Source organism: Pseudomonas sp. R4-35-07 (assembly GCF_003852235.1).
GTDB lineage: Bacteria > Pseudomonadota > Gammaproteobacteria > Pseudomonadales > Pseudomonadaceae > Aquipseudomonas.
The window spans coordinates 2,596,633-2,617,794 of record NZ_CP027732.1 but is presented as its reverse complement, the minus strand read 5'-3'; the positions used below and the strand labels follow the sequence as shown (position 1 = coordinate 2,617,794).

Genomic DNA, 21,162 nt, shown 5'->3' with positions numbered 1-21,162 from the left:
TTTACCGGCCCTGGGCCGCCGGCTAAATTTCCCGGGCCATCGCTCGTTCTTCCCTGATAGCAACGGCCTCAACTGACTGAGATGGCAATGACAAAACCACGTTCGAAAAAGGCGCTATATATCGGCCTGCCGCTGGCACTGGCCGTCGCCGCCGGGGCCGGCCTGCTGGCCTGGGATCACTGGTTCAAGGGTAACGCCGGCTATCCGCTGGAGGTGATCAAGCAAGCCAACGAAATGCAGGATCGCCTGTTGTCGTTCGACAGCCATATCACCGTGCCCATGGATTTTGGCACCGCCGGCAATGAAGCCGACAAGGACGGCAGCGGCCAGTTCGACCTGGCCAAGGCGGCGCGCGGCCGCTTGTCCGGTGCGGCCTTGACCATTTTCGGCTGGCCGGAAATCTGGAACGGCCCGAACGCCCCGCACAAACCCACCGACGGCTTTGTCGAAGAGGCCCGCCACGAGCAGGAGGTGCGCTACAAGATTATCTCCGGCATGGTCCGCGACTTTCCCAACCAGGTCGGCATCGCCTATACCCCGGACGATATGCGCCGCCTGCACGGCGAAGGCAAGTTCGCGATTTTCATCAGCATGCTTAACGCCTACCCGCTGGGCAACGACCTGAACCAGCTGGACCTGTGGGCGGCGCGCGGCATGCGCATGTTCGGTTTCAGCTACATCGGCAACAACGCCTGGGCGGACTCATCGCGCCCGCTGCCGTTTTTCAATGACACCGCCGACGCCCTCGAGGGCCTGTCGCCCATCGGCCAGCAAGCGGTGCAACGCCTCAACGACCTGGGCGTGATCATCGACGTGTCGCAGATGTCGACCAAGGCTCTGGAGCAGGTCGCGCAATTGAGCCGTACGCCACTGGTGGCCTCCCATTCGGCACCCAGGGCGTCGGTGGACATCCCGCGCAACCTCAGCGACAAGGAGTTGCAGCTGATCAAAAACAGCGGTGGCGTGGTGCAGGTGGTGGGCTTTCCTGCCTACCTGCGCCCCCTGAGCCAACCGACCCAGGACAAGCTCAACGCCCTGCGCGCGCGCTTCGACCTGCCGCCCCTGCCGAACCTGGCGATGGCCCTGATGCCGGGCGACGCGATCATCGCCGCGTGGCCCGAACAGCGCTTCGGCCAATACGCCAGTGAGTTGTACGCAATCCTCGAAGAAGAACCCAAGGCGACCCTCAAGGACTGGGGGGATGCCATCGACTACACCGTGCGCAAGATCGGCATCGACCACGTCGGCATCGCTTCGGACTTCAACGACGGCGGCGGTCTCCAGGGTTGGGAGAACGTCGGCGAGGTGCGCAACGTCACCGCCGAACTGATCCAGCGTGGTTATTCCGAAGCCGATATCGCCAAGCTGTGGGGCGGCAACTTCCTGCGGGTATGGGAGCAGGTGCAAAAAGCCGCCAAACCCTTGGCCAACCGCGAAGTCAGCCCATGACCGACCGCCGCACCTTTCTCAAGCAGGCCGGCGTGTTTGCCGCCAGCCTGCCGCTGGGCGCCGCGCTGATGCCGCAGGTGCTGGCAGCCGCCACCAACGATCCCTGGACGGGATTGAAGCAGCTTTTCGACCAGGACCCGGATTACCTGCATTTTTCCAACTTCCTGGTGGCCTCGCACCCCAGGCCGGTGCGCGAGGCCATCGAGCGCTACCGCGCGCAGATCGACCGCAACCCCGGCCTGGCGATGGACTGGGACCTGCAGGAAACCTGGAAACGCGAAGGCCAGGTGCGTGAGTGGGCCGGTCGCTACCTGAACGCCACGCCGCCGCAGATCGCCCTGACCGGCAGCACGTCCGAGGGGCTGGCGATGATTTACGGCGGGATCCAGGTGCGCGCCGACCAGGAAATCCTCACCACCGAGCATGAGCATTACGCGACACAGAACGTGCTGGATTTTCGCGTGCGCAAGGAAAGCACCCGGGTGCGCCGTATCCGCCTGTTCGACAGCGCAAGCCGTGTGTCAGTCGATGAAGTATTGGGCAATATCCAGCGCAATATCCGCCCCAGCACCCGTGTGTTGGGCATGACTTGGGTGCAGTCGGGCAGCGGGGTCAAATTGCCCATCGGCGAAATCGGCCGACTGGTGACTGAACACAACCGCCACCGTGACGACAACGACCGCATCCTCTATGTAGTCGACGGTGTGCACGGCTTCGGCGTGGAAGACCTCGATTTCCCTGGCATGCATTGCGATTTTTTTATCGCCGGCACCCACAAGTGGATGTTCGGGCCGCGCGGTACCGGCCTGGTGTGCGCACGCGATGCCCAGAACAGGTACGTCACGCCGATGGTGCCGACCTTTTCCGAAGACAAGGATTTCGCCACCACCATGACCCCCGGCGGCTACCACGCTTTCGAGCATCGCTGGGCCGCCGACGAAGCGTTCAAGTTGCACCTGCAGCTGGGCAAGGCGCCGGTGCAGGCGCGAATCCACGCACTCAACACCGAGCTTAAGGAACAGTTGCTGGCGCATCGACAGATCGAACTGGTCACGCCGCGCAGCCCGGAGTTATCGGCGGGCTTTACCTTCTTTCGGGTCAAGGGCCAGGACAGCGATGCAGTAGCGGCGCACATGCGGCAAAACCGTGTGGTGATCGACGCGGTGGACCGCGATGTCGGGCCGGTCATTCGCACCGCCCCCGGCCTGCTCAACAGCTCGGCTGAAATCCAGCGCTTCATGGCGCTGCTGAGCCAGCGGCTGTGACCCCCTTTTTTATTTGAACGAGACGCTCACATGATGCCCTTTCGACTCAACCCCCTGACCGCCCTGGCACTCACCGCACTGTGCGGCGCCCTGCTCCCTGGCCTGGCCCAGGCGGCTGCACCGCAACCGGGCAAAGTCTTCAAGGACTGCAAGGACTGCCCGGAAATGGTGGTGCTGCCCGCCGGCACTTTCACCATGGGCACCCCGGAAGACGAAGTCGGCCGCGAGCCCGACGAAGGCCCGATGCATGAAGTGACCTTCGCCAAGCCCTTCGCCATGAGCCGCTTCCAGATCACCGCCGGCGAGTGGGACAGCTACGTGCGCCAGACCGGGGTCACCATCGCCAACGGCGACGATCGCCCCGGCCGCGAATGCATCGCCAGTAAACCGCGCTACCCTCAGGGGCCTCGCCAGCCGGCCGTGTGCATGGACATGGACGACATCAAGCGCTACGTGAGCTGGCTGTCGAAGAAAACCGGCCAGCAATACCACATGGTCAGCGAGGCCCAGCGCGAATACGCCGCCCGTGCCGGCACCAGCGGGCCGTTCCCCTTCCCGTTCGACGAGGGCAAGGGCTACAGCATCGCCCAGCACGCCAACACCTACGGCCCGGCGGACGGCTACAGCTATTCGTCACCGGTGGGCAGCTACCCGCCGAATGCGTTTGGCCTGTATGACATGCACGGCAACGTGTACGAGCGGGTTGCCGATTGCGAGCATGCCAACTACATCGGCGCACCGACTGACGGCAGTGCCTGGGTGGAGCCGAACTGTGAGGCCTACCAGATCCGCGGCAATGACTGGGGCGAAGCGCCGGTATTTTCCCGCTCCGGCAACCGCAACAACATCTACCCGCAGACGCGCGGTGACTGGATTGGATTTCGGGTAGTGCGCGACCTCTAAGCCATACACGCATCCACTGTGGGAGGGGGCTTGCTCCCGATAGCGGTGATTCAGTCAATGCAGATGTCGACTGATACACCGCTATCGGGAGCAAGCCCCCTCCCACATTTCGGATTGCATTCAGCCTTTTTTGGCCAAGAGTTCCAGGCCTTCATACAACGCCGGGAACAGGCTGTTGTTGAAGTTGTTCCAGCGCAGTTCGAGGATCGTGTCCTCTGGTGAAATCTCGGTCTTCAATACGTCGTGGAACACTTCGCCGGAATCGATACCGTTATCCACATAGTGGAACGATGCTCCGGTAAGGTACAGCGGCTCCGAAGGTGTGGTGGCCTTGGTCGCCCAGTCCACCACCGTCTGCCCGCGCGCGCCGTACAACGCGTTCCACGTGGCATAGGCACCACGGCGCTCGTACGGCGATTCGATACGCGTGATTCCCGGATGGATGTTCATGATACGCCGCGCAAACGGCGCGCCTGGGCGCACCAGGTCATCGAGGATCACCAGCAAGCCATCCAGCACCACGAGGTCGGCGTTCAATTCAACCAGCGTGTCATGCAGGCGTCGTTCGAAATCCTGCTTGCCGGCGATATGTTCAGCGCTGCCCCGTGGCAGGCGGCGATAGGTCGACGGCACGCTCAGCAGCAGGTCGTTGACCAACGTGCCCTGCACGCGCAAGTCGGCCGGGTACAACCATTGGCGGCCAGACTGGTAAGCGAACCCGTAATCGGCGACCAGCGCCTGATCCCGCGGGTTTTGCTCATCATCGTCATACACCACGCCGACCAGTTTGTAGGCATCGCCCAGCGAGGTGTCGTTGAGCGAGCCCACCAGAAATTCCAGCACCGACTTCATGTAGCGCTCATGGTCCTTGTAGGCCACCGGCTGCCCGGCCTTGTCGGCGGCGGCATTTCTCAGGGACCACACATACACCAGGTTCTTTTTCGTCATTAGTTTCGCTCTCGCAGAAAATACGTACAGCATGAATAGCCGTGCGCCTACACAACAGGAACGAACCAGCCCACACGCAATTTATCCCTCGCCGGCACCGCCCGGCACGCCGGGCTAAATAGTCGCGCCGACACTTCGTTTGTCATGGGTAAGGGTCTGTGTGCCCAGCCCCTCTTTTCACTCTCCGGGATGTATTTATGACCGACCCCAAACGCGGCGCCTTCAACGGTTTGCTCGCCCTGCTGCGGCCCTTTCGCGCCATCGTGACGGTCTCCGTCGCCCTCGGCATGGTCGGCGGCCTGGCCATTACCCTGCTGCTGGCCACCATCAACAATGCGTTGCATTCGGCCGACGGCATGACCCAGGGCGTGGTGATGACCTTTGCCGCGTTGTGCGTGGTGGCGTTGCTCAGTTCGATCATTTCCGACATCGGCACCAACTACGTCGGGCAACGAATCATCGCCGCCCTGCGCAAGGACCTGGGCGAAAAGGTGCTATCGGCGCCCATCGGGCAGATCGAACGGTATCGCTCGCACCGCCTGATTCCGGTGTTGACCCACGACGTCGATACCATCAGTGACTTTTCCTTCGCGTTCACGCCCCTGGCTATCGCGGCCACGGTCACTCTCGGTTGCCTGGGCTACCTGGCCTACCTGTCCGTGCCGATGTTCCTGATGATGGTGGTGGCGATCATTATCGGCAGCGCCGTGCAATTCATCGCCGGCGGCAAAGGCATTCAGGGCTTCGACCTGGCGCGCAGCCATGAAGACGAGCTGCAGCGTTACTACAACGCGATCGCGTCCGGCGCCAAGGAACTGCGCATGCACCGGCCACGGCGGTTTCGCATGAACACCCATCGCATCCAGGAAACCGCCGACCGCATCAGCGATATCCAGGTGCGTTCGGTCAATATTTACATCTTCGCCAAGACGTTTGGCTCGATGCTGTTCTTCGTGGTCATCGGCCTGGCCCTGGCAATGCAGGCGTACAACCCCAATCCGGATCCGACCGTAATCACCGGGTTCGTGCTGGTGCTGCTGTACATGAAAGGCCCGTTGGAGCACCTGCTCGGTTACCTGCCCGTAGTCGGCAAGGCCAAGATTGCCTTTGGCCGCATCAGTGAGCTGTCGGAACGCTTCTCGTCGCCGGAACCGCACCTGTTGATGGACGACAGCGAAGCGCCAAAGCCGGTGGTCAACAGCCTCGAGCTGCGCGGCGTGAGCTACAGCCCGCCAGCGGTCGAAGGCAGCGAGCCGTTCCACCTGGGGCCGATCAACCTGAGCATCAAACAAGGCGACATCGTGTTTATCGTCGGTGAGAACGGCAGCGGCAAGACCACTTTGATCAAGCTTTTATTGGGCCTGTACCCGCCTCAGGCCGGCGAGATTCGTCTGAACGGCGAAGCGGTCACCGACCCGGAACGCGACGACTATCGCCAGCTGTTCACCACGGTATTTTCCGACTACTACCTGTTCGACGACCTGGTGCAAGGCAGCGCCGCCCAATCCCTGGACAGCGCCACTAAATACCTGGAACGCCTGGAAATCGCGCACAAGGTCAGTGTCAAGGACGGTGTGTTCAGCACCACCGACCTCTCCACCGGCCAGCGCAAGCGCCTGGCCTTGGTCAACGCCTGGCTGGAAGAACGCCCGGTGCTGGTGTTCGACGAATGGGCCGCCGACCAGGACCCCGCCTTTCGCCGAATCTTCTACACCGAGCTGTTGCCGGACCTCAAGCGCCTGGGCAAAACCATCATCGTGATCAGCCACGACGACCGTTATTTCGACATCGCCGATCAACTGGTGCGCCTGCGCGCCGGCCAAGTGGTGCACGAGATGGAACCGGCGTGAATTTTATTTTCCGGTTTTTCGAGGTAGGAACGTCTCACTAGTGGTAATGAGAATTAACCTCAATAGATACGTATAACTGCCCACTTAAAACCTAGAAGAGAAAGTATCCATGCCAGCACGACTCGGTCTCAGCCCCCTGAGCAAAGTGTTATCCATGCGCAGGGCCCTGAACATGAACCTTCTTCCGAGTGCCCTGGCACTGGCGGTGTCGCTGCCGATTGCAGGCTATGTACAGGCCCAGGAGATCGAGTTGAACATTCCTGCCCAGCCGCTGGGGAGCGCGCTGCAGGAATTCGGGCGCCAGACCAATGTGCAAGTGTTGTACAGCCCTGGCGATGTGCAGGGTAAGAACAGCCGGGCCATCAAGGGCAAGCTGCAGCCGCAGCAGGCCATCGATGCATTGCTGGCAGGCAGCCAGACCACCTACAGCCTCAACGGCAATACCTTGACCGTGGCTGCTGCCAGCGCGGGTGGCGGGCTGGAGCTGAGCCCGACCGAGGTAACCGCCAACTACCTGGGTAACATCACTGAAGGCTCGGGTTCCTATACTCCGGGCACCATCGCCACCGCCACGCGCCTGACCCTGACACCCCGGCAAACCCCGCAGTCGATCACAGTGCTCACCCGCCAGCACATCGAAGACTTCGGCCTCAACAACATGGATGACGTGATGCGCCACACCCCGGGCATCACTGTGTCGGCCTATGACAGCGACCGTACCAACTACTATTCCCGTGGTTTCTCGGTCAACAGTTTCCAGTACGACGGCATTCCGTCCACCGTGCGTAACGTCGGTTACTCGGCGGGCAACACCTTGAGCGACATGGCGATCTACGACCGGGTTGAAGTGCTCAAGGGCGCTACCGGCCTGCTCAATGGGGCAGGCTCCCTGGGGGCAACCATCAACCTGATCCGCAAGAAGCCAACGGCGGATTTCAAAGGGCACGTGCAACTGGGCGCCGGTTCCTGGGACAACTACCGCAGCGAAGTGGATGTCAGCGGCCCCCTGACCGACAGCGGCAATGTGCGTGGGCGTGCGGTCGCCGCTTACCAGGACAAGAAGTCCTTCATGGACCACTACTCGCGCAAGACCGAAACCTACTACGGCATCACCGAATTCGACCTGTCCCCCGACACCATGCTGACCGTGGGCTTCGATTACCAGGACAACGTTCCGCAGGGTTCGAGCTGGTCCGGCTCCTTCCCGCTGGTCAATTCCAACGGCAGCATCAACAAGATGCCGCGCTCCTACAACAATGGCACCACCTGGAGTTCCTGGGAGCAGAACACCCGTACCGCGTTCGCCATGCTCGAGCATGACCTGGGCGACGGCTGGGTGACCAAGTTCCAGCTCGACCACAAGATCAACGGCTATCACGCCGACCTCGGTTCGATCCAGTTCGTCCAGCCGGCAGCCGATGGCACCGCTGAAATCAACGGGCAGAAATACACCGGCGAAACCAAAAGCACTTCCGCCGACCTCTACGCTACCGGGCCTTTCAGCCTGTTCGGCCGCGAACATGAGCTGGTGGTGGGCGGTTCGATCGGTACCTCGCGCTGGCAGGGCAAGGGTTACTGGTCGCCGGAATGGCCGGGGGGCAATAAAGTCGATTTCTATAACTGGAATGGCCATATCTCCAAGCCGATCTACGGCCCGGCCCAGCAGTACATCGACGACACCATCCGCCAGACAGGCTACTACGTGACCACACGTTTGAACGTGATGGATGACCTGAACGTGATCCTCGGCGGGCGCGTGGCCAACTACCATGTGACGGGCAATAACCCTTCCTACAAGGAAACCGGCCGGTTCATCCCGTACGCCGGGGTGATCTACGACCTCAACGAGAACTTCTCGGCATACGCCAGCTACACCGATATTTTCCAGCCGCAGGAAAGTACCTATAAGGATCGCAACGAAAAACTGCTGGAACCGGACGAAGGGCAAAACTACGAGATTGGCCTCAAGGGCGAATTCTTCGAGGGCCGCCTGAACACCAGCATCGCTTACTTCGAAGTGCACGAGACCAACCGCGCGATCTCGGACGATGCGTACAACAACCAGACGCCGACCCCGCAAAATTATGCGTTCAAAGGCTCCAAGGCCGTGACCAAAGGCTACGAAGCGGAAATCTCCGGTGAACTGAGCCCAGGCTGGCAAGTGCAAGGTGGCTACACCCACAAGATCGTGCGCGATGATGACGACAAGAAGATCTCCACCTTCGAACCTGAGCATCAGGTCAACCTGAACACCACCTACAAGCTCAAGGGTGACCTGGACAAGTTCACCATCGGCGGCGGCGTACGCTGGCAGACCAAGGGCTGGAACGAGATCTGGAACGGGCCGCTCGAAACCAACCAGGACATCACCCAGGAATCCTACTGGCTGGTGGACCTGATGACCCGTTACCAGGTCACCAAGAACCTGTCGGCGACGGTCAACTTCAACAATATCTTCGACAAGTCCTACTACACCAATGTCGGTTTCTATAACTCCGCCGCCTACGGCGAGCCGCGTAACGTGATGGTCAGCACCCGCTGGGACTTCTGACCGCACGGCGACAAGCTCCCCAATCGGCGGAGTAATGAAGCTCTAAATGTGGGAGGGGGCTTGCTCCCGATGGCAGTGTGTCAGTCAATACATCTGTTGACTGTGACACCGCAATCGGGGGCAAGCCCCCTCCCACATTGGATAATGCCGTCCTGATCCGCCTCGTAATGGTCAGCATCGCTGGGACTCTGATCGCACTGCGGCAAGCTCCCCAATCGGCGGAGTAATGAAGCTCCAAATGTGGGAGGGGGCTTGCTCCCGATGGCAGTGTGTCAGTCAATACATCTGTTGACTGTGACACCGCAATCGGGGGCAAGCCCCCTCCCACATTGGATACGGGTTACCCCATCGCTTCCGCCAAGCTGCGGATGAACACGGCACTGTCGACAATGCCGTCGTGGTCCGTCTCGATCATCACCGAACGCTCGATGCGTCCCTGGCTGATCACTGTCGCCATCTGCTGTTCGATCAGTTCCCTGAAGCGCCCTGCCCGGCTCATGGACGCCCACCAGCAACTGACAGGTGCCTTGATCGGTTTGAAGTCGGCCGCCACCATCCGTTCGCTCAGCGCCTGGTCGACGTCCCAGGCAATCTGCGCTTCGTTACCGTGCAGCAATTGCTCCTTGATCGCGATAAAGGTTTCACCCAAAGCCTGCTCAGCCCAGCTCACGAACCCTTGCCATTGTCCCGCTTCGTCCTCGGCATCGCGCTGGCACTGCGCCCAGGCGCGCTGTATCGCGTCGGCGAACTCAGGGAACATCACGCCCAGTAAAGCGGCGCGGCGCTCGTTGGCTGACACCTCACGATCGTCCCCGAGGTCCACCGCGTCCCAGTAGGGTTTGACCCACTGTGGCGGTGCGGCGTCGATCCACCCCACGAACTCCACGTCACGCCCCGCCTGTTCCAGGCCGTGCGCCACTTCCATCGCTAGGTTGCCCCCCAACGACCAACCGGCCAGACGGAACGCCCCCTCAGGCTGGGCCGTCAACAGTTGTGCGGTGTAATCCTCGACCATCACTTGCCAGTGCGGCACCGCTGCGCCGTCCTCGGCCAAGGCACGACACATCACCCCCAATACCGGGCGCTGCTCGCGCAGTGCCAGGGCAATTGCGGTGTAACAATGCACCGAGCCGAAACTTGGGTGGAACAGGAACAACGGCGTGCCTTCGGTCTGCTGGTTGAGCTTGACGATCAACGACGTGCGGCTATCGCCCTGCACGCATCTGACCTGACCCGCTACGGTGGGGTTAAGCATCAACTGACTGACCGACACGTTCACGCCGCTGACTTTGCGGATGCGCTCCTTGAGCATCAGGACCCGCAACGAATGGCCACCCAATTCGAAGAAGTTGTCGTGCAGCCCCACGCGCTCCACGTCCAGCACCTCGCTCCAGATCGCCGCGACCTGCCGTTCGAGTTCGCTATGCGGTGCCTGGTACTGCTCGGCGCAGTGGGCCTGCGGCTTGGGCAATGCCTTGCGATCCAGCTTGCCATTCGGGCTCAGCGGCATCTGCGCCAGCAGCACCCACTGCGCCGGCACCATGTAATCCGGCAACTGCTCGGCCAGGTGCGCAACCACCTGCGCCTTCCAATCCTCCTGAGTTGTTTGCAGCACCAGGTAACCCACCAGATGCGTGCCGTCGACGGCCAGCACCGCCGCTTCGCGGACGCTGTCGAGCGCCAGCAGGCGTGCTTCGATTTCACCCAGCTCGATGCGCAGCCCCCTCAGTTTTACCTGATGGTCGATGCGCCCGGCGTATTCAATCACGCCATCCTCGCGATAACGCGCCAGGTCGCCGGTGCGATACAAGCGCGCGCCGCTGCCGAACGGGTCGGTCACAAAGCGTTCGGCGGTCAGCGACGGGCGACGGTGATACCCCCGCGCCAGGCCCACACCGCCCAGGTACAACTCGCCCAACACACCGACCGGCGCCGGTTCCAGGTTGTCGTCGAGCACGTAGCACGCCAGGTTGGCGATCGGCCGGCCAATCGGCACGGCGTCGCGGCCTTCCTCGACGCAGGTCCAGTGGGTCACGTCGATCGCCGCTTCGGTCGGGCCATACAAGTTGTACAACCCGGCGCGAGGCAGCTTGGCGAAGACCTGCTGCTGAGCGTCTGCGGGCAGCGCTTCACCACTGCACACAATGCGTTGCAGGCTGTGGCATGAGGCGACGTCTGCGTCCTGCAAAAAGGCTTGCAGCATGGACGGCACGAAGTGCAGCGTGGTGATGTGCTGCGCGTTGATCAGGCTGACCAGCCTGGCGGGGTCACGGTGGTCGCCCGGTGCGGCCACCACCAGCCGTGCGCCGGTCATCAACGGCCAGAAGAACTCCCATACCGACACGTCAAAGCTGAACGGGGTTTTCTGCAGCACGCTGTCGTTCGCGCCAAGCCCATACGCCTCCTGCATCCAGCACAGGCGGTTGGTCAGCGCACGATGGCGGTTGCCGGCGCCCTTGGGTTGGCCGGTAGAGCCGGAAGTGTAGATCACATAGGCGAGGTTTTCGCCCTGCACCGCGATGTTCGGGTTGTGGGCGCTGAAGGCGTCCAGCCAGGCATCGCCGCTTTCCAGCACCAGGCTTTGCACCCCCGCCGGCACCGGCAGTTGCGCCTGCAAGTGGGCCTGGGTCAATAGCAGTTGCACACCGCTGTCCTGCAGCATATAGGCCAGGCGCTCACGCGGGTATTCCGGGTCCAGCGGCACATAGGCACCGCCCGCCTTGAGCACCGCCAACAGGCCGACGACCATTTCGATCGAACGCTCCAGCGCCAGCCCCACCAGCACATCCGGGCCGACGCCGGCAGCCATCAGGCGATGAGCCAGACGATTGGCCCGCGCATTCAATTGGGCATAACTCAAGGTCTGCCCGGCGAACACCAAGGCCGGGGCCTGGGGTGTGCGCTGCGCTTGGGCCTCGATCAACTGGTGCACCGCTTGATCCAGCGGATACTCCACCGCCGTGGCGTTCCAGGCCTGCACCACCGTTTCGCGCTCGGCTGCAGCCATGGACGGCAATGCACCGAGGCGTTGGGAAGCATCGTCGGCCAATGCCAGCAATAATTGTTGGAAATGCTCGGCCAAGCGCTGGATGTGCGTCGCGCTGAAGGCATGGCGGTCGTAATTGAACTCCACGCCCAGGCTGTCGCCCAGCGCCAACAAGACCGTCAATGGGTAGTGAGTCTGCTCCAGGCTGTGCACCGCGCCAAAGCGCAGCCCCGACGGTGCGCCCTGCTCCAGGGCCTCTGACACCGGGTAGTTTTCGAATACGAGAATACTGTCGAACAGCGCCTCGCCGCCCAGGCCGGCCCAGCGCTGGATCTCGAACAACGGCGTGTGTTCCTGCTCACGCAAGCTCAGGTTCTGCTGCTGGATCTGCTGCAGCCACTGGCTGACCGACATCTGCGCATCCGGGGTCGCCACCACCGGCAAGGTGTTGATGAACAAACCGACCTGCTGTTCGATCCCGCGCAGTTGCGCCGGGCGCCCCGCCACCGTGGCGCCGAACGCCACGGTCGCTTGCCCGGTGTGCTGGCGCAGCAGCAACAGCCAGGCACCTTGCACCAGGGTGTTGAGGGTCACTTTGTTGCGCTGGGCGAATGCCTTGAGGCGTTCGGTTTGCGGCGCGTCAAGGGCCAGGCGATGTTCACCGTTGACCGCCAGGCTCGCGTCTGGCTGGGCATGTGTGCCCCGTGCCAGGCGCGTGGGTTCCTGCAGGTTCATCAACTGGTCTTTCCAGAACGCCTGGCTGAGCGCCTTGTGCTGGGCTTGCAGCCAGGCGATGTAATCGCGATAACGCCCGGTCGGCGCCGGCAACGGCTCACCTGCATAGTGTTGCAACACCTCGCCGAACAACTGCGAACCGCTCCAGCCGTCCATCAGAATGTGGTGGTTGGTGTAGATCAAGTGATAACTCGACGCGCCGGTGCGCACCACCGTCAAGCTCAACAGGGGGGCCTGTTCCAGCACAAAGCCCTGGGCCCGTGCCGATTCGGCGAGGCTGTCGAGAGCTTGGGCGGTGTCCTCGCGGGTCTGCCAATCCAGCTCGAAAAACGGCAGCCGTGCCTGCTTGTAGACCACCTGCAGCGGCTGCTCCAGCGCGGTCTGCCAGACAAACCCGCTGCGCAGGATCTCGTGACGCTCGACCGCCGCCTGCCACGCCTGGTGGAAGCGCGATACATCCAGGCCGTGCACGTCGATGCGCATCTGGTTGATGTAGTCACCCGAACCTTCGCCATACAGTGACTGGAAGAGCATGCCTTGCTGCATGGGCGACAGCGGGTACAAGTCTTCGACCTCGACCGCGTTCAGCGCCAAGTCGTCAAGCTGGTGCTGAGTCAACTGTGCCAGCGGGAAGTCGGAGGGCGTCACGCCCTGGTTGGCAGGCGTGCAGCAGTGGTCGATCAGGGCTTTGAGTTCCTCGGCGTACTCGTCGGCCAGTTGCTGGACAGTCGCCTGGGCAAACATGGCCTGGCTGAAACTCCAATTGAGCTTCAGCTCGCCGCCATACACCTGGCCGTTGATTTCCAGCCAGTTGCCCAGTGGCGCCTCCGGACTTTGCTCGGCACCGCTGGCGTCATCGGACGGCGCGAACAGCCCTGCTTGCTCAGCGCTGTCGAAGCTGGCGTCGAATTGCCCCAGGTAGTTGAACGTGATGCGTGGGCGCGGCAACGCGGCCAATGCCCGCTGGGCCTCGGCATCGCCCAGGTAACGCAATGCGCCAAAGCCCAGGCCTTTGGCCGGGACAGCGCGCAGCTGTTCCTTGATCTGTTTCAGAGAGCCGGCCAACGTCGCGGCCGGCAGCAGTTGCAACGGGTACAGGCTGGTGAACCAGCCGACGGTGCGGGTCAGGTCGATCTCATCGAAGAGGTCTTCGCGACCGTGGCCTTCGAGCCTGATCAACATCGACTCGTCGCCGGTCCAGCGCGTGATCACACGGGCCAGGGCGGTCAGCAACAGGTCGTTAATCTGGGTTCGGTAGGCGCTCGGCGCGTCCTGCAGCAGGCGCTGGGTGTAGGCCGGGTCCAAATGCGTGGTCACACTCAGCGCAAGGTGGTTACTCAGGCTGGCCTGCGGGTCTGCGCCCGGCAAGCCGGACGGGCTGCCCTGCAAGTGCGTCTGCCACCAGGCCAGCTCGTGTTGCAGGGCGGTGCTGCGCGCATAGGTCTGCAAGCGCTCGGCCCAGGCACGGGTGGCGCTGGTCTTGGCCGGCAGTTGCACGGCGGCGCCCTGGGCAAGTTGCTGGTAAGTGCTTTGCAGGTCTTCGAGCAGGATGCGCCAGGACACGCCGTCGATCACCAGGTGATGGATGACCAGCAACAAACGCTGGGAACCGTCGGCCAACTGCGCCAGCACCGCGCGCAACAATGGCCCGGCACTCAGGTCGAGGCTGCGCTGGGCTTCTTCGCCCAGGGCCTCAAGTTCCTCGACGCTATTCAAGCGGGTCTGCCACAGCACCTGGTCGGCCTGGTGCTGTTGCGGCTCGCGATACGCCGCGCTCCAGCCCGCCGGCCCGTGTACAAAGGTGCTGCGCAGCGCATCGTGGTGCACGATCAGCGCCTCGAGCGCGGCCACCAGCAGCGGTGCCTGCAACGGTTGGTGCGGTTGCAGCACCACGGACTGGTTCCAGTGGTGGCGCTGGGGTATGTCATCGGCAAAAAACGCCTGCTGTACCGGCAGCAGCAGTAACGCGCCGCTCAGCGCCGACTGATCCAGCAGCACTGCGCCCTCGCCTTCCCGGGCGACGGCCGCCAGGCTCTGCACGGTCTGGTGCTGGAACAGATCCTTGGGCGAGAACCTCACCCCGGCCTGACGCGCACGGCTGACCACCTGGATGGAAATGATCGAATCGCCGCCCAGCTCGAAAAAGTTGTCATGCAAGCCCACTTGCGGCAGGCGCAACACGTCGGACCAGATCGCAGCGATTTTGCGCTCCAGCTCACTCTGCGGCGCCACATACACCTGCTGCATCAGGCTCACATCCGGCAACGGCAGGCCCTTGCGGTCGAGCTTGCCGTTGGGGGTCAGCGGCATGCGTTCGAGAAACATCAGGTGCGTGGGCACCATGTAGTCCGGCAAGCGGGTCTTCAAGGCGCGGCGCAGCGCTTCGCGGCCGTTGGCTTGGGCGACGGCATCGTCGAGCAGGGCCGGGTCCAGCGGCACCACGTAGGCCACCAATTGCTTGCCGGTCGGGCCTTCCTGGGCCACCACCACGGTTTCGCCGACGCTGTCCTGTTCACGCAGGCGCGCTTCGATTTCGCCCAGTTCGATACGGAAACCGCGGATTTTCACCTGGTGATCGACGCGGCCGAGGTAGTCCACCACGCCATCCGCACGCCCACGGGTCAGGTCGCCGCTGCGATATACGCGGCTGCCGGGCTTGCCGAACGGGTCCGGCACGAAACGTTCGGCGGTCAACGCCGGGCGTTCCAGATAACCCCGGGCTACGCCCTCGCCGCCCAGGTACAACTCGCCGGCCACGCCGATGGGTTGCAGATTGAGTTGGGCATCGAGCACGTAGCCGCTGCGGTTGCCAAGCAAGGTGCCGATAGGCGCGTACACCGCGCCGCAAGGGTCGCCTTTGCGCGCCTTCCATAGCAGCGGCGTGACCACGGTTTCGGTGGGGCCGTAGCCGTTGAACAGATAAGTCGGTTTCAGTGCGCGCCAGGCCAGGTCATAGCTGGCCTGGGCCACCGCATCACCGCCGAAGCAGTACACGCGCACCGCCGGTGGGTTGCCGTCGCGCTCGGCATGTTCGGCCAGTTGTTGCAGGTACACCGGTGGGAACACCGCCATGGTCACGTGGTGGCGGTGCATTTGTTCGTAGGTGTATTCCGGCAACCACAGGCTGTCGTCACGGATCAGCACGCTGGCGCCGCTGATCAGCGGGTGCATCCAGCCTTCGTGGGCACCGTCGAAGGCGAACGACATGAAGTGCAGTTCGCAATCGGCGGGGCTGGTTTCATAGCGCTCGCCGGTGGCGATGATGTGCGCCACCAACGGCCCGTGGGGCACCGCCACGCCCTTGGGCATGCCGGTGGAACCGGAGGTGTAGATCACGTAGGCGAGGTTGTCGGCGTGCAGCGCCACATTCGGCGCCGCGTCATGCGCATCGCACCCAGCCAGTAGCTGATCCACAGCCAGGGCTTGCAGGCCTTCCGGGATCGGCAGGCGGTGTTGCACCGCCGAGTGGGTCAGCAGCAGCCGCGAGCGACTGTCCTGCATCATGTACAGCAGGCGGTCACGCGGGTATTCGATATCCAGCGGTACGTACACGCCACCGGCCTTCATCACGGCGAGGAAGGCCACCATGATCTCGGCGCTGCGCGGCATGGCGATGGCCACCCGCACTTCCGGGCCGACGCCACGGGCGATCAGCGCATGGGCCAGGCGGTTGGCCTGGCGGTCCAGTTGGCCGTAGGTGAGCTGCTCGTCCGCAAACTTCACTGCCACCGCCTGCGGGGTTTCGCGGGCGCGGTCGGCCACCAATTCATGCACCAGCCGCTGGGCCGAGAAGCCGGATTCAGTACGGTCCCACAGTTGCAGAATCTGCTGCTGCTCGGCGGCGTCCAGCAGGCTCAACTGGCCGAGCGGCTGCCGAGGGTTGGCGACCATGCCCTGCAACAGGTTCTGCCAGTGGCGCGCCATACGCTGCACGGTGCTGGCTTCGAACAGGTCCTGGGCATATCCCAGGGTGGCCCAGATACCTTCGGTAGACTCCTGGATATCCAGGTCCAGGTCGAAATGCGCGGTCTTGCTTTGCCACTCCAGCCCTTCGACCAGAAGTTGCGGCAATTGCTGCTGGACCTGGGCCTGGCCGACGTCGGTCTGGTGGTTGAACATCACCTGGAACAACGGGTTGTGGCTCAGGCTGCGCTCCGGTTGCAGCGCTTCCACCAGCTGTTCGAACGGCAAGTCCTGGTGGGCCTGGGCTTCCAGCGCGCGCTGGCGGGTATGTTGTAACAGCTGCTCGACGCTCATCTGGCCGTGCAGCTCGGCCTTGAGCACCTGGGTGTTGACGAAGAAGCCTATGAGACGCTCGGTTTCGCTGCGATTGCGGTTGGCGATGGGCACGCCGACGCGGATGTCTTCCTGGCCGCTGTAGCGATGCAGCAGGGTCTGGAACGACGCGAGCAGCAACATGAACAGGGTCACGCCCTGTTGCTGGGCCAGGGCCTTGAGGTTGTGGCTCAGTTCAGGGGCCAGTTCGAAGGCCAGGCGCGCGCCACGGTGGCTTTGCACGGCCGGGCGCGGGTGATCGAACGGCAGCTCCAGCACGCTTTGCTCGCCGCCGAGCCGGTCGCGCCAGTACGCCAGCTGGCGGTCCTTTTCGCCCGCCTCCATCCAGTTGCGCTGCCACACGGCGTAGTCGGCGTACTGGATCGGCAGCGCCGGCAGTTGCACATCAAAGCCTTGGCTGTAGCCCGCATACAGCTGCACCAGTTCCTCGACCATCAACTGCATCGACCAGCCATCGGAGACGATGTGATGCTGCACCAGCACCAGCACATGCTCATCCGCAGCCAGGCGCAGCAGCGACACGCGCAGCAATGGGCCGCGTTCGAGGTCGAACGGCTGGGCGATCAGCGCCTCCACCTGTGCCTTGAGTCCGGCTTCGTCGACCTCGACGTGCGCGATCTGCAACGACGCCAGCGGCTCGATCACTTGAACCGTGCGCGCGCGATCCTGGCGCAGGTGAGTGCGCAGGCTTTCATGCCGGGCCAGCAACGCATCAAAGCTGCGCTGCAACGCGTCCCGGTCCAACTGCCCTTTCAGGCGCAGCGCACTGGGGATGTGGTACGCGGCGCTGTGGGGTTCCAACTGCCAGAGAAACCATTGGCGCTCCTGGGCGTAGGACAGCGGCAAGGGGTGCTCGCGCCCAGTCGGCAATAAGGCTGGCGCGGTCGGCACCTGGCTGTCCTGGGCCTGCAATGCCGCGACAAATGCATCCAGTCGCGGGTATTCGAACAACGCCTTGAGCGGCACCTCCAGCTGCAATGCCTGGCGAATGCGCGACACTACTTGCATCGCCAGCAACGAATGCCCGCCCAGTTCAAAGAAATGCTGGTTCAAACCGACCTTCTCGACACCGAGAATATCCGCCCAGACCGTGGCGACCTGTTGCTGCAACGGCGTGACCGGTGCCAGCCAGCCCGGTTGCGCCGCGTTGGCGTCGGGCTTGGGCAGAGCCTGGCGGTCCAGCTTGCCGTTGGGGTTGAGCGGCATGCGTTCAAGGAAGATCAGGTGCGCCGGCACCATGTAATCCGGCAGGTGTGCGCGCAGGATGATCAGCAACTGCTCGCCGGTCTTTTCGCGCTCGGCCTCGCTCAACGGCTGCGCGGGCACCAGGTAGGCCAGCAGCTGATTGTCGGCGGCCAGCAACAGCGCTTCTCGCACGCTGTCCTGGGCCAGCAGCAAGGTTTCGATCTCGCCCAGTTCGATGCGGAACCCGCGAATCTTCACCTGATGGTCGACCCGCCCGACGTACTCCACCACCCCATCGGCGCGATAACGCGCCAGGTCACCCGTGCGATAAAGCCGCTCGCCGCAGGCGTTGAACGGGTTGGCCACAAAGCGCTCGGCGGTCAGGCCCGGACGCTGCAGATAAGCGCTGGCCAGGCCGCTGGCGCTGGCAATGTAGAGTTCGCCCACGGCACCGATCGGCAACAGGTTCAGGTCGCGATCAAGCACCAACAAGCCACGCCCAGGCACTGCGCGGCCAATGGGGCTGGCGGTGACACCGCTGATGACGTTGGGGTCGGTGCAGTCCAGCACGCTGGAGACCACGGTGGCCTCGGTCGGCCCATAGGTGTTGAGCAGCCGCACATGCCCCAGGCCCGCGCGTTGCCACAATAGCGGGCCGTCCAAGGGCATGGCTTCGCCGCCGATATGCACCTGGCGCAAGGCGCCGTAAGGCCGCGAGCCCGCCGCCAGGCAATCCTGCAAAAACAGCTTCCAGTACGCCGTGGGCAAATCGGCCAGGGTGATGCCCTGCGCAATGATCTGCCGGTACAGCTCGGCGCCGTCCCACAGCTGCGGCCCGCGCAGCACCACCGTAGCGCCGAGGGTCAGGGCCGGGTACAACTGCTCGACGAAGCCGTCGAAGTTCAGGGTCGCAAACTGCAACACCCGATCCTGCGCGACCAGGTGCGAGTACTCGGCCGCAATGCCGGCGAACTCACTCAACGCCGCGTGGCTGATGGCAACGCCCTTGGGCTTGCCGGTGGAGCCCGAGGTGTAGATCACATAGGCCAGGCTTTGCGGCTCAAAGTCGCCGGGTGGATTGTGGTCTGCGCACAACGCCAACGACGCCTGGACGAGGTCGATCGCCACGGCGTCTACCTGCGCCGGCAATGGCAGGCGCTCGCGCAGGTGCGATTGGGTCAACACCAGGCGCACGCCGCTGTCCTCGAGCATATGCAGCAGACGCTCGCGCGGGTACTCGGGGTCCAGCGGCACGTAGGCGGCGCCGGTCTTGAGCACCGCCAGCAAGCTCACCACCATGGCAAAGGAGCGCTCCACGGCGATCCCGACCAATGCGTGCGGGCCTACGCCCTGTGCCATCAGGTAGTGCGCCAGGCGGTTGGCCTGGCGGTTCAACTCGCCGTAGCTGAGGGTTTGATCATCCAGGGCCAGGGCCTGGCGTTCGGGCTGCTCGGCGGCCTGGGCCTCGAACAAGTGGTGCACGCCTTGCAATGCACGGGCGCAGGCCGGGGCGTTCCAGTCCTGGAGCATGCGTTGCTGCTCGGCGGCCGCCAGCATCGGCAGTTCGGCCAGACGGCTACGCGGCGCGCTCACCACCGCCTGCAACAGCTGCTGCCAGTGCTGCGCCAGGCGCTCGATGGTCGCGGCGTCGAACAGGTCGGTGGCGTAGCTCAACGCCGCCCACAGCCCGTCGGCCGACTCGTGGGTATCCAGGCTCAGGTCGAAATGCGTGGTCTGGCTGTCCCAGTCCAGCTCCACTACGCGCAGGCCCGGCAATGCCTGGCCGTCGCGCGCGCCCTGGGCGTCGGTCTGATGGTTGAACATCACCTGGAACAACGGGTTATGGCTCAGGCTGCGCTCAGGCGAAAGTGCCACCACCAATTGCTCAAACGGCAGGTCCTGGTGGGCCTGGGCCTCCAGGGCGCGCTGCTTGGTCTGTTGCAGCAGCTCGACAAAACTCATCTGCCCGTTCAGGTCAGCCTTGAGCACCTGGGTGTTGACGAAAAACCCGATCAGCCGCTCGGTTTCGACACGGTTGCGGTTGGCAATCGGCACGCCGATACGGATGTCCGAATGCCCGCTGTAGCGATACAACAGGGTCTGGAACGACGCGAGCAGCAGCATGAACGGGGTGACGCCCTCGTGCTGGGCCAGGCGCTTGAGGCCGGCGACCAGCTCGGGTTGCAGATGCACCTGCAAGCTGGCGCCGCGATGGCTTTGCTGCGCCGGGCGCGGACGGTCCAGCGGCAACTCCAACACCGGTTGTTCACCGCCCAGCAGCGCCTGCCAATAGGCCAGTTGCCGCGCCCGCTCCCCCGCTTCCATCCAGCCGCGCTGCCACAGGGCGTAGTCGGCGTACTGGATCGGCAGTTCCGGCAGTTGCAGGTCCTGGCCTTGGCTGTAGGCGGCATACAACTGCACCAGCTCTTCGACCATCACCTGCATCGACCAACCATCGGACACGATGTGGTGCTGCACCATCACCAGCACATGGTCATCTTCAGCCAGTTGCAACAGGGTCACGCGCAGCAGCGGCGCCTGGAGCAGATCGAAAGGCTGGGCCACCTCCGCTTCCACGCGCGCCATCAATTGCGCCTCATCGATCTGCGCCTGCTGGATCTGCACCCGCGCCTCGGGCAGCACGGCCTGGCGCACCTGCTTACCGTCCTCGATCAGTTGCGTGCGCAAACTTTCGTGGCGGGCCAACAGGCTGTCGAAGCTGCGCTGCAGGGCCGCCAGGTCGAGCCGCCCATGCAAGCGCAAGGCGCCGGGGATATGGTAAGTGGCGCTGTCGGGGTCCAGTTGCCAGAGAAACCACTGGCGTTCCTGGGCGTAGGACAAGGGTACTGTGTCGCTGTCGTGACGCGTCGGGGCAATCGGCAGTTGAGCGAAACTCATGCCCCGGCCCTGCAGACGCTGATAGAACTGCTGGCGTTGTTCCAGAGGCAGGCGAAGAAAGCGCGACACCAGGTCGATGTTAGGGTTGGAAAGCAT

The 21,162-nt window shown here is 63.4% G+C and carries 7 protein-coding genes; 5 read left to right on the top strand and 2 right to left on the bottom strand.

Annotation, left to right across the window (positions count from 1 at the left end; all coding sequences use genetic code 11):
• Positions 1-87 precede the first annotated feature (87 nt).
• From pvdM to C4J89_RS11975, 3 genes are read left to right on the top strand one after another with little or no spacing between them, the layout of a single operon-like run.
• A complete protein-coding gene (gene pvdM / locus C4J89_RS11985; protein WP_124414510.1) occupies positions 88-1,449 on the top strand; it encodes a pyoverdine-tailoring dipeptidase-like protein PvdM in 1,362 nt (453 codons plus the stop codon).
• Positions 1,446-2,714: an aminotransferase class V-fold PLP-dependent enzyme gene (locus tag C4J89_RS11980; protein ID WP_124362553.1), complete on the top strand. Its 1,269-nt coding sequence runs from the start codon at positions 1,446-1,448 to the stop codon at positions 2,712-2,714. The genes pvdM and C4J89_RS11980 overlap by 4 nt, the downstream gene beginning before the upstream one ends.
• Positions 2,715-2,744: 30 nt before the next feature.
• The gene (locus tag C4J89_RS11975) at positions 2,745-3,617 is read left to right on the top strand and encodes a formylglycine-generating enzyme family protein (protein ID WP_124414509.1); all 873 of its coding nucleotides are present in this window, start codon (positions 2,745-2,747) and stop codon (positions 3,615-3,617) included.
• A gap of 120 nt (positions 3,618-3,737) precedes the next feature.
• Here C4J89_RS11975 and C4J89_RS11970 read toward each other — a convergent pair whose 3' ends face one another.
• Positions 3,738-4,565, bottom strand: a complete 828-nt coding sequence (locus C4J89_RS11970; protein ID WP_124414508.1) for a formyltransferase family protein — start codon at positions 4,563-4,565, stop codon at positions 3,738-3,740.
• 197 nt (positions 4,566-4,762) lie between these two features.
• Here C4J89_RS11970 and C4J89_RS11965 point away from each other — a divergent pair, with 197 nt between their 5' ends.
• Together C4J89_RS11965 and C4J89_RS11960 are read left to right on the top strand one after the other, a co-directional pair.
• On the top strand, positions 4,763-6,415 hold the full coding sequence (locus C4J89_RS11965; RefSeq protein ID WP_124414507.1) for a cyclic peptide export ABC transporter: 1,653 nt from the start codon (positions 4,763-4,765) through the stop codon (positions 6,413-6,415).
• Between the two features lie 109 nt (positions 6,416-6,524).
• Entirely contained in the window at positions 6,525-8,966 is a 2,442-nt protein-coding gene (locus C4J89_RS11960; protein WP_124414506.1) for a TonB-dependent siderophore receptor, read from the top strand.
• 340 nt (positions 8,967-9,306) lie between these two features.
• On the opposite strand, the gene C4J89_RS11955 is transcribed toward C4J89_RS11960, so the two are convergent.
• Positions 9,307-21,162 (bottom strand): non-ribosomal peptide synthase/polyketide synthase, encoded by an 11,856-nt coding sequence (locus tag C4J89_RS11955; RefSeq protein ID WP_124414505.1) that lies wholly within the window; start codon positions 21,160-21,162, stop codon positions 9,307-9,309.